This is a genomic window from Leifsonia sp. NPDC058292, assembly GCF_042880955.1.
In the GTDB taxonomy this organism is placed as follows: Bacteria; Actinomycetota; Actinomycetes; order Actinomycetales; family Microbacteriaceae; genus Leifsonia.
In genome coordinates this window covers 1-15,879 of the sequence record NZ_JBHVYL010000027.1, presented here as the reverse complement: position 1 = coordinate 15,879, position 15,879 = coordinate 1, and the positions used below count along the sequence as shown (strand labels likewise).

The 15,879-nt window shown below is 68.7% G+C and carries 13 protein-coding genes; 5 read left to right on the top strand and 8 right to left on the bottom strand.

The genetic code is table 11. The annotated features are described in order from the left end of the window. The first annotated feature begins 15 nt into the window (after positions 1 to 15). Positions 16 to 237: a DUF2795 domain-containing protein gene (locus ACFVWR_RS14105; protein ID WP_387213126.1), complete on the top strand. Its 222-nt coding sequence runs from the start codon at positions 16 to 18 to the stop codon at positions 235 to 237. Positions 238 to 276: 39 nt separating this feature from the next. Here ACFVWR_RS14105 and ACFVWR_RS14100 read toward each other — a convergent pair whose 3' ends face one another. Both ACFVWR_RS14100 and ACFVWR_RS14095 read right to left on the bottom strand, forming a co-directional pair. Next, entirely contained in the window at positions 277 to 918 is a 642-nt protein-coding gene (locus ACFVWR_RS14100; RefSeq protein ID WP_387213123.1) for a winged helix-turn-helix transcriptional regulator, read from the bottom strand. A gap of 7 nt (positions 919 to 925) precedes the next feature. Continuing rightward, positions 926 to 1,360, bottom strand: a complete 435-nt coding sequence (locus ACFVWR_RS14095) for a VOC family protein (RefSeq protein WP_387213120.1) — start codon at positions 1,358 to 1,360, stop codon at positions 926 to 928. Between the two features lie 137 nt (positions 1,361 to 1,497). Between ACFVWR_RS14095 and ACFVWR_RS14090 the strand changes: the two genes are divergently transcribed. Then, positions 1,498 to 3,234 carry an MFS transporter gene (locus tag ACFVWR_RS14090; RefSeq protein ID WP_387213117.1) on the top strand — a complete coding sequence of 579 codons (1,737 nt, stop codon included), beginning with the start codon at positions 1,498 to 1,500 and terminating at the stop codon, positions 3,232 to 3,234. Positions 3,235 to 3,261: 27 nt separating this feature from the next. Then, positions 3,262 to 3,756: a MarR family winged helix-turn-helix transcriptional regulator gene (locus ACFVWR_RS14085; RefSeq protein ID WP_387213114.1), complete on the top strand. Its 495-nt coding sequence runs from the start codon at positions 3,262 to 3,264 to the stop codon at positions 3,754 to 3,756. Between the two features lie 114 nt (positions 3,757 to 3,870). Here the strand turns inward: ACFVWR_RS14085 and ACFVWR_RS14080 are convergent, their stop codons facing one another. The 4 genes from ACFVWR_RS14080 to ACFVWR_RS14065 form a co-directional block, all read right to left on the bottom strand. Next, a complete protein-coding gene (locus ACFVWR_RS14080) occupies positions 3,871 to 4,692 on the bottom strand; it encodes an energy-coupling factor transporter transmembrane component T family protein (protein WP_387213111.1) in 822 nt (273 codons plus the stop codon). Beyond that, positions 4,689 to 6,650 (bottom strand): ABC transporter ATP-binding protein, encoded by a 1,962-nt coding sequence (locus ACFVWR_RS14075; RefSeq protein ID WP_387213108.1) that lies wholly within the window; start codon positions 6,648 to 6,650, stop codon positions 4,689 to 4,691. Before ACFVWR_RS14075 ends, ACFVWR_RS14080 begins: the two co-directional genes overlap by 4 nt. Before the next feature lie 7 nt (positions 6,651 to 6,657). Continuing rightward, on the bottom strand, positions 6,658 to 7,287 hold the full coding sequence (locus tag ACFVWR_RS14070) for an ECF transporter S component (RefSeq protein WP_387213105.1): 630 nt from the start codon (positions 7,285 to 7,287) through the stop codon (positions 6,658 to 6,660). 63 nt (positions 7,288 to 7,350) lie between these two features. Further along, positions 7,351 to 8,052, bottom strand: coding sequence for a TetR/AcrR family transcriptional regulator (locus ACFVWR_RS14065; RefSeq protein WP_387213102.1), 702 nt, complete (start codon positions 8,050 to 8,052; stop codon positions 7,351 to 7,353). Positions 8,053 to 8,144: 92 nt separating this feature from the next. Here ACFVWR_RS14065 and ACFVWR_RS14060 point away from each other — a divergent pair, with 92 nt between their 5' ends. After that, positions 8,145 to 9,344, top strand: coding sequence for an FAD-dependent monooxygenase (locus ACFVWR_RS14060; RefSeq protein WP_387213099.1), 1,200 nt, complete (start codon positions 8,145 to 8,147; stop codon positions 9,342 to 9,344). Here ACFVWR_RS14060 and ACFVWR_RS14055 read toward each other — a convergent pair. Both ACFVWR_RS14055 and ACFVWR_RS14050 read right to left on the bottom strand, forming a co-directional pair. Continuing rightward, positions 9,326 to 10,894 (bottom strand): amino acid permease, encoded by a 1,569-nt coding sequence (locus ACFVWR_RS14055; RefSeq protein ID WP_387213096.1) that lies wholly within the window; start codon positions 10,892 to 10,894, stop codon positions 9,326 to 9,328. The genes ACFVWR_RS14060 and ACFVWR_RS14055 overlap by 19 nt on opposite strands. A gap of 83 nt (positions 10,895 to 10,977) precedes the next feature. Beyond that, complete coding sequence (locus tag ACFVWR_RS14050) at positions 10,978 to 11,547, bottom strand: dihydrofolate reductase family protein (protein WP_387213093.1); 570 nt, start codon at positions 11,545 to 11,547, stop codon at positions 10,978 to 10,980. Between the two features lie 234 nt (positions 11,548 to 11,781). Here ACFVWR_RS14050 and ACFVWR_RS14045 point away from each other — a divergent pair, with 234 nt between their 5' ends. Then, positions 11,782 to 15,837 carry an ExeM/NucH family extracellular endonuclease gene (locus ACFVWR_RS14045; RefSeq protein ID WP_387213090.1) on the top strand — a complete coding sequence of 1,352 codons (4,056 nt, stop codon included), beginning with the start codon at positions 11,782 to 11,784 and terminating at the stop codon, positions 15,835 to 15,837. Positions 15,838 to 15,879 lie beyond the last annotated feature (42 nt).

Here is a 15,879-nt window from a genome sequence, read left to right as displayed (position 1 = left end):
GGCGTACCAGTGGGCATGACCGACGAAAAGGAGACGCTCATGGCCGATCGGCCCATCGAATTCGAAGTGCAACGGTTTCTGGCCGACGTGGACTACCCGGCGAGCCGGGACCGCCTGATCGCCGAGGCGGAGAACGAGGGGGCCACCGACGAGGTGCTCGAGGCCCTTCGCGCCATCCCCGACGGCGACTACGAGAGCCCCACGCGCGTGAGCGAGCAGCTCGCGGCCAACGACTGAGCGGCCGGCGCCGCTAGGCGGCAAGGCCGCGCGCGCTCGCTAGGCGGCGAGGTGGAACGTGCTCGCGAAGCGCTGCAACAGGTCGCCCGGGCCGCGCAACACCTCGACCACGCCCGTTTCGATCGCGCGATCCGGGGCCAGTTCTCCCGTGATCACGCGACGGATGCCCGCGCCCGAAGCGAAGGCGAGGTCGACTGGCCCGTCCCCGCGGGACACGTCGAGCGTGGGCCCGTCGACCCGGATGAGCAGGTCGGCGGCTCCGAGACGCGCCGCGTACGCGGTCGCCGGCAGGTCGGCGGCCACGTGCGCACGGAAGGCGCTGCGGAGATCGATGGTCATGGAGTCCGGCGTGATGATCTGCTCGTCCCGGGGGTCGCCCAGGGCCTTGAAGCCCCAGGCACCGAGGGCGAGCACGACCGGTTCGAGCTCTCGACCGTAGGCCGTCAGTTCGTAGACGATGACTCGCGAGCGCGGCATCCGCCGGATGACCCCGGCAGCCTGAAGCTCTTTCAGCCGAGCCGCCAGGATGTTCGTAGGGATGCGGGGGAGACCCGCGGCGAGCTCCCCGTACCGCCGCGGGCCGACGAGCAGGTCGCGGACGATGAGCAGCGCCCACCGCTCGCCCACGAGCTCCAGAGCCTGGGTGACACCGCCGTACTGCCCGTAGTCGCGGACAGCCATCGCGACCTCAGGCCTGCTGGTTCGTGAAGGCCTCCGGGCCCTCCTTGGCGGCTGCCGGATCCATGTAACCGAACTCGAGGATGTTGCCGTCGGGGTCGGTGAGCTGGCGCTGGTACATGAAGCCGTAGTCGGAGGCGGGCTGCGCTTCCGAGCCGCCAGCGGCGATGCCGTCGGCGACGGCGGTGTCGACCTCGTCGCGGCTGTCGAGGAAGATCGCGGTCGACACGGAGACCGTTTTCGACGGGTCGCCGATCGGCCGGTCGCTGAAGGTCTGGAAGAAGTCGCGGGTCAGCAGCATGAAGGCGCTGTGGTCTTCTTCGACGACGACGCAGGCGGCGTTGTGGTCGGTGAAGAGCGGGTTGATGGTGAATCCGATCGCCGTGTAGAACGACTTCGCGCGATCGAGATCGGTCACCGGCAGGTTGACGAACATGGCAGTCATTTGCGTTCTTCCTCTCAAGGGTCCAGTGCGGACGCGTTAACACTTGCAAAAAACAAGTGCCTCGTCAAGGATTTTCGCCGGTTATATAGTTGATGCATATAAAGCAACTAGCCGCCCCTCTCCCCGGAAAGACGATCTTGGCCCGCACCCGCACCGGCATGTTCAGCAAAGACCACCCGCACTACAAGTGGGTGGCACTCAGCAACACCACCCTCGGCATGCTGATGGCGACGATCAACTCCTCGATCGTCATCATCTCGCTGCCGGCGATCTTCACCGGCATCAAGCTGAACCCGCTCGAGCCGGGCAACGTGAGCTACCTGCTGTGGATGCTCATGGGCTACATGCTCGTCACCGCCGTGCTGGTCGTCATGTTCGGCCGGATGGGCGACCAGTACGGTCGCGTGAAGATCTACAACCTCGGCTTCGTCATCTTCACCGTCGCCGCCATCGCACTCTGCCTCGACCCGTTCACCGGGGGACCGGCGGCCATGTGGCTGATCGTCTGGCGGTTCGTGCAGGGCATCGGCGGCGCGATGCTGTTCGCCAACTCGACGGCGATTCTGACGGATGCGTTCCCCGCCAACAAGCGCGGGTTCGCGCTCGGCCTCAACCAGGTCGCCGCCATCGCGGGAAGCTTCATCGGCCTCATCGTCGGCGGTGTGCTGGCGGAGATCGACTGGCGGGCGGTGTTCTTCGTCTCGGTGCCGATCGGAGTCATCGGCACGATCTGGTCGTTCAAGTCGCTGCACGAGGTCGGGCAGAAGAACCCGGGCCGCATCGACTGGCTGGGCAACGCGACGTTCGCTGTCGGACTGGTCGCGCTGCTGACTGGCATCACCTACGGCATCCAGCCCTACGGCGGCAGCCCGCAGGGGTGGGGGAACCCGTGGGTGCTCGGCTCGATCGTCGGGGGCATCCTGCTGCTGATCGCGTTCGTGTTCATCGAGCTGCGCATCACGTCGCCGATGTTCGACATGCGTCTGTTCCGCATCCGGTCGTTCTCCTCGGGCATCTTCGCCGGATTCCTGGCCGCGATCGGCCGAGGCGGGCTGCAGTTCATGCTCATCATCTGGCTGCAGGGCATCTGGCTGCCCCTGCACGGATACAGTTACGAGCAGACCCCGCTCTGGGCGGGCATCTACATGCTGCCGATCACGATCGGGTTCCTCATCGCAGGACCGATCTCGGGTGCACTCTCCGACCGGTTCGGCTCCCGGGCGTTCGCCACGGTCGGGCTGACGCTGGTGGGCCTGACGTTCATCGGCCTGCTGCTCATCCCGGTGAACTTCGACTACTGGCAGTTCGCGCTGCTGACCGGACTGAACGGCATCGGCTCCGGGCTCTTCTCCTCGCCCAACCGCACGTCGATCATGAACAGCGTGCCCGCGAACGAGCGGGGGTCGGCATCCGGGATGGCCGGTGTCGCGTTGAACGCCGGAAGCTCGCTCTCGATCGGCATCTTCTTCTCGCTGATGATCGCGGGACTGTCGGTGACGCTGCCGGCCGCGCTGACCGGCGGGCTCAGTGCGCACGGGGTGCCGTCGCACGTCGCGGCGCAGATCGGCAACACCCCGCCGGTCGGCAGCCTGTTCGCGGCCTTCCTGGGCTACAACCCCATCCAGAGCCTGCTCGAACCGACCGGCGTGCTCGCGACGCTGTCGCCGGCCGACCATTCCGCTCTCATCGGCAAGGAGTTCTTCCCCCAGCTGATCTCCGGACCCTTCCACGACGGCCTCATCGTCGTCTTCATCGCCGCGGCCGTGATGTCGATCATCGGCGCAATCGCCTCATTCGCAGGCGGCGGCAAGTATGTTCATGAAGACAAGGTTGCCGAAAGGGAAGCAGAGGAAGCCGGTGCGACGCGGGCATAGCGACGGGCAGAAGGATGGGGGACGTCGATGGTGACGGGAGACGGCGGCTCCGCGTCGCGTGCGAGGTCGCTCGCCGCTGACGACGACCTGGCCGGAAGGCTGGCCCTCGCGGTCGGCCGGCTGAACCGGCGGATGCGCTCCTCGACGGGCGGCCTCAGCCACGGACAGCTGTCTGCGCTGTCGACGATCGTGCGCGGCGGCCCGATCAGGCCGAGCGAGATCTCGGCGATCGAGATCGTCGCCGCGCCCACCATCACCCGGGTCATCGCCGACCTGGAGGCTCGGGGTCTCGTCACGCGCGAACCCGACCCCGACGACGGCCGTTCCTTCTTCGCCGTCGCGACCGACGCCGGCGTCGAGCTGCTGATGCGGGCACGCTCCGATCGAGCGCGCAGTGTCGCCGCCATTCTGGGCGAACTCGACGAGGCGCAGGTCGAGAGCATCCGTGCCGCGGTCGCCGCACTCGAGTCGGCGGCCCATGTGGCGGCGACGCCGGGCGATCGGCCCGATCGATCGCACTGAGGTTCGGTTCGCTATTCGGTTCGTGCTGTTGCTAGCCTCCCGCCGCGCCATCGCTCAGGGCATCGCCGATGGCACACCTGTGCGCGCCGACGCTGCGCTCGAAGAAGCCGCCGCTCAGCCGCGCCCGGCGGCGGCGCCGGCGAGGGTGAGTGTTATGGCGAGGATGGCCCCGGTGACCACCCAGAACAGCAGCACGAACACGGTGTCCCGCACGCGCCACGGGGTGGGGTGCCGTTCGGTGCGGGTGGGATGCGCGCCGAACGCGCGCGACTCCATCGCCAGCGCCATCCGGTCGGCATGGCGGATCGCCGAGGCCAGCAGGGGCACCACGGCAGCGAACGCCCGCCGCGCTGCCGCGATCGGACCCCATCCGCCGGCCACCCCTCGCACCCGTTGCGCCTGGCGGATGAGCGCCAGCTCGCTGCCGAATCGCGGGATGAACCGGTAGGCCGCGATCGCCGTGTAACCGATCCGGTACGGCACGCGGAGCTGCTGCACCATCGAGCGGGCCAGATCGGGCCCCGTCGTGGTGAGGCCGCCGATCAACGCCAGCATCACGAGGCTCGCGAGCCGGAGCGAGGTGGCCAGCCCGACCGCGAGCGCCCACTCCGTGTAGTCGAACGCGCCGATGGAGAAGAGGATGCGCGGGTCGGATGCGTGCGAGGCGTCGGCCCACAAGCCGAAACTCACCGCCATCGCCGCGACGATCAGGGGGAGCGCGACCAGCAGACCGACGACGATGCCCGGCCTCAGGCGCGTCCCGGCGAAGATCACCACGACGGCCAGCACGACGAACGCGAGGGGGCTGAGGAGGTTCCTCGTGAACAGCAGCACCGCCATCGCCGGGAGCACCGCGGCCACCTTGGCGAGCGGGTTGAGCCGATGGAGGAACGGCCCGCGGCCCGCGTCGGCGCTCTCGGGCGTCACGGCGCTCATCGCGGGTCCCCCGGCTGCCGCGTCGTGCCCCGGATGTCGGCCAGGCGGGTGACGCCCCGCCAGCTGGGGTGGTTCTCGAGCGCGGCGAAGGCTTGCGCGAGCGGCGGCCGGCGCATCCCGGTTGCGTCGAGCGTCGCCGCGTCGGCGAGCACGTCGGTCGTCGCGCCGAACGCGGCGATGCGCCCTCCGGCGAGGATCGCGACGTGGCTGGCGTACTCGGCCACCACCTGCAGGTCGTGCGTCACGATCACGACGGTGGTGCCGGATGCGTTCAGCGCGGCGAGCAGGGTCAGCAGCTCGGTCGCCCTCTCGCGGTCCTGCCCGAACGTCGGCTCGTCGAGCACGAGCAGCGGCGGTTCGGTGATGAGCGCGGTGCCCACCGAGAGGCGCCGTTTCTGGCCGCCCGAGAGGAGGAACGGATGCGCGTCCCGGTGACCTTGCAGCCCCAGCGTTGCGAGCATCCGGTCGACGCGCTCGTTCAGTTCCGGCTCGGGAACACTGCGCAGCCGCAGACCGCAGGCGAGCTCATCGCTGACCGTGTTCGTGACGAATTGGTGCTCCGGGTTCTGGAACACGAACCCGACGGCTTCGGTGAGCGCGGTGGCGGATGCGCGCGCCGGGTCGACCCCGTCCAGGTCGACGGTGCCGCGTGGGGGCCGCACCGCGCCGGCGATCGCCTGCACGAGCGTGGTCTTCCCGGCCCCGTTCGCCCCGACGATCGCGACGAAGTCGCCATGCCCCACGTCGAGCGACACGTCACGCAGCACCTCGCGCCGCGCATCCCGCCGCCCTCTCGCCACGCTCAACCCCCGCACGCGCACCGCGCCCGCCGCGCCCGCGCCCGCCGCGCCCGCCACGCCCGCACGAGATGCGCCAAAGTGTTGCTTCGGGTGGCCCGAGGCAACACTTTGGCGCATCTCGTCGGGTGCCGGGGTGGGGGGATGCGGGAGCGTGGGGAGGGTGGGGAGGGTGGGGAGGGCGTCGAGGGCGGCGGTGAGGTCGGGGGCGGTGAGGGGGAGAGGGGTCAGGGCGACGCCGAGGGCGCGCAAGCGGAGCGCGGCGAGGGTCGCGGTCGGCAGCCAGACGCCGAGTGCGAGCAGCTCGTCGGCGCGAGACCGCAGCACCTCGGCGACGGGTCCGTGCGCGACGAGGCGACCTTGAGCATCCAGCACCGCCACTGTGTCGACCAGGTCGATCGCCGCGTCGAGGTCGTGCTCCACCAGCACGATGCTGTGACGAACCGTGCCCGACCCACCCGTCCCCGACCCGCCCGTGCCGCCCGACCCACTCGTGCCGCCAGGCCCACCCGTGCCCGACCCGCCCGCGGCCGCGCGCCCGGCGGCGCCGCGCGGCTCACGCCCGAGTACGGCGCGCAGCGCGGCGTACACCTCGTCGATGCCGTCGGGGTCGAGGTTGGCGGTCGGCTCGTCGAGCACCAGGATCGGCGCGTCCAAGGCCAGGGCGCACGCGATCGCGAGGCGCTGTTTGCCGCCGCCGGAGAGCGTGTCGGGGTCGTCGGCCCGGCGATCCCAGAGGTCGACCGCACGCAAGGCGGCTTCGGCTCGCGCGAGCACCTCCGCGACAGGGACGAGCAGGTTCTCCGGCCCGAAGCACACCTCGTCGAGCACCGTCGTCGTGACGAGCTGCGCATCCGGATCCTGGAACACCATGCCGACGTGCTCGCTCAGCTCGGCGACACGCACATCCGCGGTGTCGAGCGCACCGCTCGCCCCGCCGCCCACGAGCACTCGGCCGTCGAGTGTCGCGGGTACGGCGTGGGGAACGAGCCCGTTCAGAGCGAGCGCGAGCGTCGACTTGCCGCATCCGCTCGGGCCGAGGATGAGGAGCACCTCGCCGGGCGCGACGTCGAGGGTCACGCCATCCGGAGTCCAGGCCTCGGCGCCCTCGTGACGGATGCGCACCCCGCGCAGCGATAGCGCGGCCGGTGTTGCGGTCACGGCCGCCTCAGCGCGCGGGCGGCACGCCGATGGCGGCGGCCGGTCGAGCCGTCATGGGGAGCGCATCCGAGTCCCGTGCCGGGCGGCGTCGTACGATCGGCAGCTGCAGCCCGCGGCCCGCGCCGGTGCGGTCGAGTCCTGCCGCAATGGCACGGCCGAGCCAGGTGAAGACGATGGGACTGACCACGAACAGGCCGATGTGCAGCACCTGCACCCACGGCCGGCTCAGCTCGACGCCCTGCGCGATGAACACCCCGAACCCGAAGATCAGCCCCGCGACGGTCACGGCGGCGTAGAACAGCCAAGCCCGCCAATAGCGGTAGAGCGTGACGGCGAACGGCAGTTCCTGCAGGAGCCCGATCGATCCGGCGGCCATCACGGCGGCGAACCCGATGGGCTGAAAAGGCACGGAGACGAGACCGGCGATCACCGACGTGATGAGTGCGACACCCCCGCGACGCAGCAGCGCCTGTGCGATCACCCCGGGCAGGAAGTAGACGCCGATCACGGCGCCGTAGAACATGGGGGCGGCCGCCGCGAGCGTGCCCGAGATGTACGCGCTGACCGAGAACACGATGCCGCCGGCGACCCCGATAGCGGCACAGGTGAGCAGAAGCCGAGTGCTGGTGTTCTTCATGTTCCGTTTCGCGCGCGTTGGAGGACGGCTGGTACCCCCAGCGTATGCCAGGTAAGGCGAGCCTTACAACGCGCCGCGGGTCGCGATGAGCGCGTCCACTCCGTCCAGGATGCGCTCGATCCCGAAGTCGAGCGCGTCATCGCGACCACCGCCCGCGGAGCCGCCCGCGAACGCTGCCGCGACGTGCGGAAAGTCCGCGGAGTTCTCCTCGACGATCCCCACCAGCAGGGTCGCGATCTCGTGTTCGGGCCGGCCGGTGGTGGTCTGCTGCTGAACGATGTTGCGTGCGTGGCCGCTGAGCAGAGCGAGCACATCCAGCCGCTCCGGCCAGGTCAACGGTGTGTCGGCGAGGGCCGCGAGCCCGCGTTCCATCCAGGCGAGTTCGTTCGGGCCGATGATCCTCGCGCCGACGGCGAGCTCGAGGGCCCACGGTGCTTCCGCGAACCGTCGATGGACGCCGTTCGTCCAGGCACGGAGATCGTGGCGCCACTCATTCCCATTCGTCTCGCGAGGCGAAGGAGGCGCTCCGAGCCGCTTGTCGAGCATCAGCGCCGTCAGCTCCGCTTTGCCGGGCAGGTAGCGATAGAGCGACATCTTGGTCGCCCCGAGTTCGTCGGCGACGCGCTGCATCGACACGGTGGCGAGCCCGTGCTCGTCGGCAAGGCCGATCGCTGCGTCGACGATGCGATCGAGCGTCATCTTCGGCTTCGGTCCACGCTTCGTCGTGGTGGTCGTGGGCCAGAGAAGTGTTCCGTCTGCGGTCACCGACGCGTCCTTTCGAATCGAGGGCTTGAAACTGTGTCTATCATACGCTAATTTGTGTCCATCGGACGCAATTAGTGAGAGAAGGCAGTTTCATGAAGAAGGCACTCATCTCGGGAGCGAGCATCGCCGGCCCGGCCTCCGCGCTGTGGCTCAGCAGGCTCGGCTACGAGGTCACCGTCGTCGAGCAAGCACCGTCGTTGCGGCCGGGCGGCCAGGCGGTCGACTTCAAAGGACGCACGCATCGCTTCGTGCTCGAGCGGATGGGAATCTGGGACGACGTGGTCGCCGCCCAGACCCCGAAGACCGACCTGCGCATCGTCGACGACGCCGACCGGGTGCGGGCGGTGATGCCCGGGGAGTTCATCGGCGGCGACATCGAGATCCTCCGCGGCGAGCTCGCGGGCATCCTGCACGCGCACACCGCATCCACCTGCGACTACGTCTTCGGCGACCGGATCACCGAGCTGGCGGACACCGGTCACGGCGTCGAGGTGTCGTTCGCGCACCGCCCGTCGGAGAACTTCGACCTGGTGATCGGCGCCGACGGTGTTCACTCGGGGGTTCGCCGCCTCGCCTTCGGGCCGGAGGAGGAGTTCGTGAAACCGCTCGGCTACTACTATGCCGTTGCCGGTGCGCACGCGCCGAGCGACCTGGAGATGGTGCTGCCGAACGGGCGGCAGATCGGGTATGCGTACAACGAACCGGGCAGGCTGGCGATCCTCGGCGGTTCCAAGGCGCCTCAGCTGTTCGTGTTCGCGGCGGAGAGCGGTGACTACGATCGCCGCGACGTCGACTCGCAGAAACGGTTCCTCGCCCGCCACTTCGATCACGTCGGATGGCGCGTACCCGGGCTCCTCGCCGCAGCGCTTGCCGGCGACGACTTCTACCTGGATGCACTGGCGCGAACGAAGATGACCGCGTTCACCTCCGGACGCGTCGCCCTGGTCGGTGACGCCGGCTACGCGAACACTCTCGGCGGATTCGGCACGGGTCTCGCGTTGATCGGGGCGTACATCCTCGCCGGTGAACTCGCCACCGCGGGTCACGACCACCGTGCCGCGTTCGCCGGCTACGACCAGCGGATGCTGAAGCCGACGAAGATCGCGCGTTCGGGCAACGCGGGGCCGTTTCTCGCGCCATCGTCACCGATGCGCATCCGGATGCGGGACTTCAGCTTCTCGAACCGTCTTGCCTTCGCCGCGATGATGAAGATGACCGAGATGTTCGCCACCGACGACACCGTTCCCGACTACCCGCTCCTCGCGCGCGCGGGTCAGCGCCGCTTCTCGTGACCCGGTCGTTTCGCCACGACCGGGAACGCGCCCGTGTAGCCCTGCCGCTCGCGCGCGATCTCCAGGATGCGCCCGCGCCCGAGGAACCAGCCGAGCACGAGCAGCGGAACGATGATCACCAGAGACGCGACGGTGAACGTTCCAGTGGGGTAGTCGAACGCCATGAGCACGACGACCGCCACGAGAAAGGCCAGCGTCAGGTACGCGGTGAACGGCGCACCGAACAGCCGGAACGTCGGCCGCTCGAGCCTGCCCTGCAGCGCCCACCGCCGTAGTTGGATCTGGCACAGGATGATCATCGCCCAGCTGGTCACGATGCCGAGGGATGCGACGTTCACGACGATGTTGAACGCCTGCTCGGGCACGATCAGGTTGAGGAAGACGCCGAGCACTCCGATGGCCGCGGTGAGCAGGATGCCGCCGTACGGCACGCCGCGCTTGTTCATCCGCCCCGTGAACGCCGGCGCGGCCCCGGTCTGAGCCATCGAGTGCAGGATGCGGCCGGTCGAGTACATCCCCGCGTTCAGGCTCGAGAGCGCCGCGGTGAGCACGACGAAGTTCATGATCGAGCCGATGACCGCGCCGAGTTCGGGGGAGCCCAGGTGGCTGAAGACCGTGACGAACGGGCTCTCGCTGCCGCTGTACGCGTGCGAGGGCAACAGCAGGGCCAGGATGAGGATCGAGCCGCAATAGAAGATCACGATGCGGTAGACGACGCTGTTGATGGCCCGCGGCATGATCTTCTCGGGGTTGGGCGTTTCTCCCGCCGCGGTTCCGACCAGCTCGATCGCCGCATACGCGAACACGACGCCCTGCACGAGAACGATCGCGAAGCCGATGGTGGCGATGCCGTTGGGGAGCAGCCAGCCGTTCTCGGCGAGCATCGCGAACCCGGTCGGCCCCTGGTCGGTGGGCCAGCCGAACGCCAGCACGACGATCCCCACCAGCAGGAACGCCACTAGCGCGGCCACCTTGATGAGGGCGAACCAGAACTCCATCTCGCCGAACACCTTCACCGAGATGAGGTTGAGCCCCACCACGACCACGAGGGCGATCAGGGCGAGCAACCACTGCGGCGCGGCCGAGAAAGCGCTCCAGTACTTCACGTACAACGCGATGGCGGTGGAGTCGACGATGGCGGTCATCGCCCAGTTGAGGAAGTACATCCAGCCCGCGACGTATGCCATCTTCTCGCCGTAGAACTCGCGCGCGTACGACACGAACGACCCCGACGACGGACGGTGCAGCACCAGCTCACCGAGAGCGCGCAGCACGAGGAAGGCGAAGAATCCGCAGAGCGCGTAGACGAAGACCAGCAGCGGACCGCCCTGTTCGAGGCGGCCGCCCGCCCCAAGGAAGAGGCCGGTACCGATCGCGCCGCCGATCGCGATCATCTGCAGCTGCCGGGGTTTGAGGGTCTTGTGGTAGCCCTCCTGCTCGCTCGAGAAGTCCTGAACGGCCTGGCTCACGTCGCCGAGATGCTCGCGCGGATTCTCCAGTTCGTCGGCAGGGTCACGGGGTTCGCCGTCGGGCGTGCGCGATGAGGTCATGCTGGTCCTTACTCTGCAAAGTCAGGCAGTCGTACCCCGACAGGCTACCCACCTGTACCCCGCCCTCCTATCGGCGCCGCGCGCTAGCCGGTGACGCCGGCGAACGCGTAGACGTGCAGCACGGCGCCACTGTCATATCTCTCGAGCCGCGTGAGCTTCAGGTCCGCCCGAACGCGATCGTCGGCGAACAGCCGCAGGCCGCCGCCCACGACGACGGGGTAGGTCAGCAGCCGCAGCTCGTCGACCAGTCCCCAGACCAGGAGTGACTTGGCGAGGGTCGCACTGCCCGCCACCAGCACAGGGCCGCCGTCGCCGCTCTTCAACTCGGCGACACCCGCCCTGACGTCGCCGTTCAGACGCGATGCGTTCCAGCCCAGCTCGTCGGTGCGCCGGGTGACGACCGTCTTCGGCATCGCATTCATCTTGTCGGCGAACTCGCCGTCGCGCGTCGGCCACGCGTCGGCGAACTGCTCGAAGGTCTTGCGGCCGAGCAGCAGCGACTCGGCGTCGAGCGTCTCCTGCAGCTTGAAGTCGTAGAGCTCTGCCGTGCCGTAAGGGATCGTCCAGCCCGAATGGGGATGCGTCGACTCGCCGCCCGGCGCTTCGACGACGGCGTCGAGCGTGATGAACTCTGTGACGATCAGGCGGCGCACGGTAGCTCCTTCTTCGTCGGAACGTGTAGCCGATGGTAGCAGCGCGACCGTCGGCGGTTACCGCCAACTTAAGAGCAGACGACTTTTGCGCCACCCCCTGGCGGGCCTCGTCGGAGGCAACTTATAGTCTCCCCTGTGCGCCCCCGAACAGGGGCCACGGTGAGCGGATGCAGCGAAGCATCCGTCTCGTCTCACGCGTACGCCACCGCACTGATTCGTGAAGGGGATTTCCGAATGCAGCAACGCTCTGTCACACCAACGCCTCCGGGCGGGCGGGGGATCGGCGCGAAGTCCGCCCATCCGTTCCGCCGTCTGGCCGCAGGCCTCGCCATCGCCACCGCGGCATCCCTCGGGTTCGCCACGCTGACGGTGACGCCGGCGTTCGCCGCCACCCCCACGAACACCATCGCCGACGTGCAGGGCACCGGCGACGTGAGCCCCCTGAACGGCTCCACGGTCACGGTGCAGGGCATCGTCACCGCCGATCACCGGGTGGGCGGCTACAAGGGCATCTACATTCAGACGCAGGGCAGCGGCGGGGCGACGGATGCGACTCCCGGCGTCTCCGACGGCATCTTCGTCTACCTGAACACCGCGAACCCGTCGGTCGCGATCGGCGACCTGGTCACCGTCACCGGCAAGGTCAGCGAGTACTTCGGTTTCACGCAGATCACCGCGTCCGCGGCGGGAGCGGTCGAGCTCGTCACCGCCGGCGTCGGCGTTCCCGACGCCACGCCGTTGCCCGACACCGTGCGCGGCACGGACCGCGAGGCCTACGAGAGCATGCTGGTGGCGCCGAGCGGCACCTACAAGGTCGCCTCGAGCCACCAGCTCTACAACTTCGGCACCCTGTGGCTGTCCGCCGGTGACGCCCCGCTCGTGAAGAGCACCGAGACGCAGCGCCCCGGAGCAGAAGCCGACGCGATCGCCAAGGCGAACCTCGCCGACCGCATCCTGCTCGACGACGGCTACAACATCCAGATCTCCAACAAAGACCACCCCGGAGACCAGCCGTACTTCACCGAAGACACGGTCGTGCGCAACGGCGACAAGGTCGACTTCCCGGCCACGCCGTACGTGCTGAACTGGGGCTTCGACGACTGGCGCCTGCAGCCCACCACCCCGCTCAACGACGCGAGCCCGGCGAACCTCAAGCCCACGTTCGAGCAGACGAACCCGCGACCGGATGCGGCGCCCGCGGTCGGCGGCGACTTCGCCGTCGCCTCGTTCAACGTCGAGAACTACTTCACCACCCTGCAGAGCGAGAACTCGCTGGCCCGCGGCGCGAAGACCGCCGCGGAGTTCCAGCTGCAGAAGTCGAAGGAGGTCGCCGCGATCAACGCGCTCGGCGCCAACATCGTGACCCTCGAAGAGATCGAGAACTCCATCCACTTCGGCAAGCCGGTCGACTTCGCACTCGCCGACCTGGTCGCCGGACTCAACGCCGCCGCCGGCTCCGAGGTCTGGGCCTACGTTCCGACGCCGGCCGCGCTCGCCGGCGCCGTCGACACCACCGACGTCATCACCACGGCCATCATCTACAAGAAGGATGCGGTCACCCGCGTCGGCGACAGCGCCACCGTCATCGACGAGTCGGTGTGGGGCAACGCCCGCGAGCCGATCGCCCAGACGTTCAAGGCGGGAAGCAAGACGCTCTCGGTGATCGTCAACCACTTCAAGTCGAAGAGCGGAACGGGCACCGAGCCGGCCGACGGTCAGGGACAGTTCAACGCCGACCGCGTGGCACAGGCGAAGAGCGTGCTCTCCCTCGTCGGCACCGTTGAGCAGTCCAGCGGGAGCAAGAACGTGCTGCTGCTCGGCGACTTCAACGCGTACACGAAGGAAGACCCCATCGACGTGTTCTCGTCGGCCGGGCTGGTCGATCTGGTGTCCGCGAAGGCGGCAGGCCAGTACACCTACAGCTTCAACGGCGAGGTCGGATCGCTCGACCACGCGCTGGCCACCCCCGAGCTCGCGACGAGCGTCGCCGGCGCCGGGGTCTGGGACATCAACGCCAACGAGTGGTCCGACCGCGGCTACGCGCTCGGTGCCGCCGAGGCGGGAACGCCGTTCCGCGCCAGCGACCACAACCCGATCAAGGTCGGGTTCGCCGAGAAAGACGCACCTGTCTCGATCGACCTGCTGGCGATCAACGACTTCCACGGTCGCCTGGAGGCGAACGGAGCATCCGGTGGCGCCGCCGTTCTCGCCGGGGCCGTCAACCAGTTCCGCACGGCCAACCCGAACACCGTGTTCGTCTCGGGCGGCGACAACATCGGCGCCTCCACGTTCACCTCGTTCATCCAGAAGGACAAGCCGACGCTCGACGCGCTGAACTCGATGAAGCTCGACGTGAGCACGCTCGGCAACCACGAGTTCGACCAGGGTGTCGCCGACATCCAGAACCGCGTCATCCCGACCGCCCAGTTCCCGTACCTCGCGGCGAACATCTTCGACAAGGGCACCGACACCCCGACCTTCGACCAGTACTACGTCAAAGACGTCGGCGGCATCAAGGTCGGCTTCATCGGCGCGGCGACGGACGAACTGCCGTCGCTCGTCACCCCGGCAGGCATCGCGGGCATCGACGTGCACGACGTCACCGAATCCGTGAACAAGGTGGCCGAGCAGCTGCGCGACGGCGACCCGTCGAACGGCGAATCGGATGTGACCGTGCTGCTGGTGCACGAAGGTGCGGCCACTCCGGCGCTCGCCGACTCCACCAACGACTCGGCGTTCGGCAAGATCGTCGAAGGCGCGAACGCCGACGTCGACGCCATCGTGTCGGCTCACACCCACCAGGCGTACACGCACGAGATCGCCATCCCGGGCACCGAGCGCACCCGCCCCGTCATCCAGACGGGTCAGTACGGCGAGAAGCTCGGACACATCGCCCTGACGGTCGACCCGCAGACGAAGAAGATCCAGTCGTTCGCGAGCGAGCTGCTGCCGCTCAACGACGCCGCGGGCAAGCCGCTCTACCCGGCCGACCCTGCGGTGGCGGCCATCGTGGCCGACGCGGTCGCCGTAGCCAAGCAGCTCGGTTCGGTGTCGGTCGGCCAGATCACCGGCGACCTGAACCGCGCCCGCCAGTCCGACGGGTCGGAGAACCGCGGTGGAGAGTCGACGCTCGGCAACTTCGTCGCTGACGTGCAGCTCTGGGCCACGCAGGATGCGGGCGCCGAGATCGCCCTGATGAACCCGGGCGGACTGCGGGCCGACCTCAAGTTCGCCTCGTCGGGCCCGACCGATCCCGACGGCAACGTCAGCTACCAGGAGGCCGCATCCGTGCAGCCGTTCGCGAACTCCCTGGTGACGGAGACGCTCACCGGAGCCCAGCTCAAGAAGGTGCTGGAGGAGCAGTGGCAGCCCGCCGCTGCGGCCCGCCCGTTCCTCAAGCTCGGCGTCTCGAAGGGTCTGACCTACACGTACGACCCGACCGCCGCAGCCGGGGCACACATCACCCACGTCTACCTGAACGGCGTCGAGGTGAGAGACGGCGACAGCCACAAGGTGGTCGTCAACTCGTTCCTCGCCTCTGGCGGTGACAACTTCACCACCCTCGGCCAGGGCAGCGGCAAGGCCGACTCCGGCAAGATCGACCTCCAGTCGATGGTCGACTACTTCACCGCCAACCCCACCGCTTCGCCCGATTCGGCGCAGCGCGCGGTCGGCGTGAAGCTCGCGGCTCCCGCATCCGGAACGGCGTACCAGCCGGGCGAAGCGGTCGCCGTCACCCTGTCGTCGTTGCTCTTCAGCGACACCGCAACCCAGCCCGCGAGCGTGGCGCTGAAGATCGGCGACGCCGTCGTCGGCACCGGCGCCATCGACCCCGCGATCGTCGACACGACGGACGAGGTCGGCCGAGCGGTCGTCACAGCCACCATCCCGGCGGGCCTGTCCGGCGCTCAGACGCTCACCGTCACCGTTCCCGGCACGAACACCTCGATCGCTGTTCCGATCACGGTGGCGGATGCGACCCCGCCGGTGAAGAAGGTGTCGAGCCTCACCCTCGGGTGGGCGAGCACCATCCTGGGCAGCCACAACTCCACGCTCACCTACACGGTGAACGTGATCGCCCAGAAGGGTGTGGAAGCCACCGGCAGCGTCGTCATTCTCGACGGCGGCAAGCAGATCGCGACCGTCACCCTGAAAGCCGGCGACGGCGGCAAGGCCAAGGTCACCCTGCCCAAACTGAAGTCGGGCCTCCACCTCCTGACCGCCGTCTACGGCGGCTCCGACACGGTGAAGCCGTCGTCGTCGCTGCCGTTCCCGGTGCTGCTCTGGTAGCGCTGCGCCGCTAGCGCGGTAGCGCTCCCCGCGGGCGCCGCT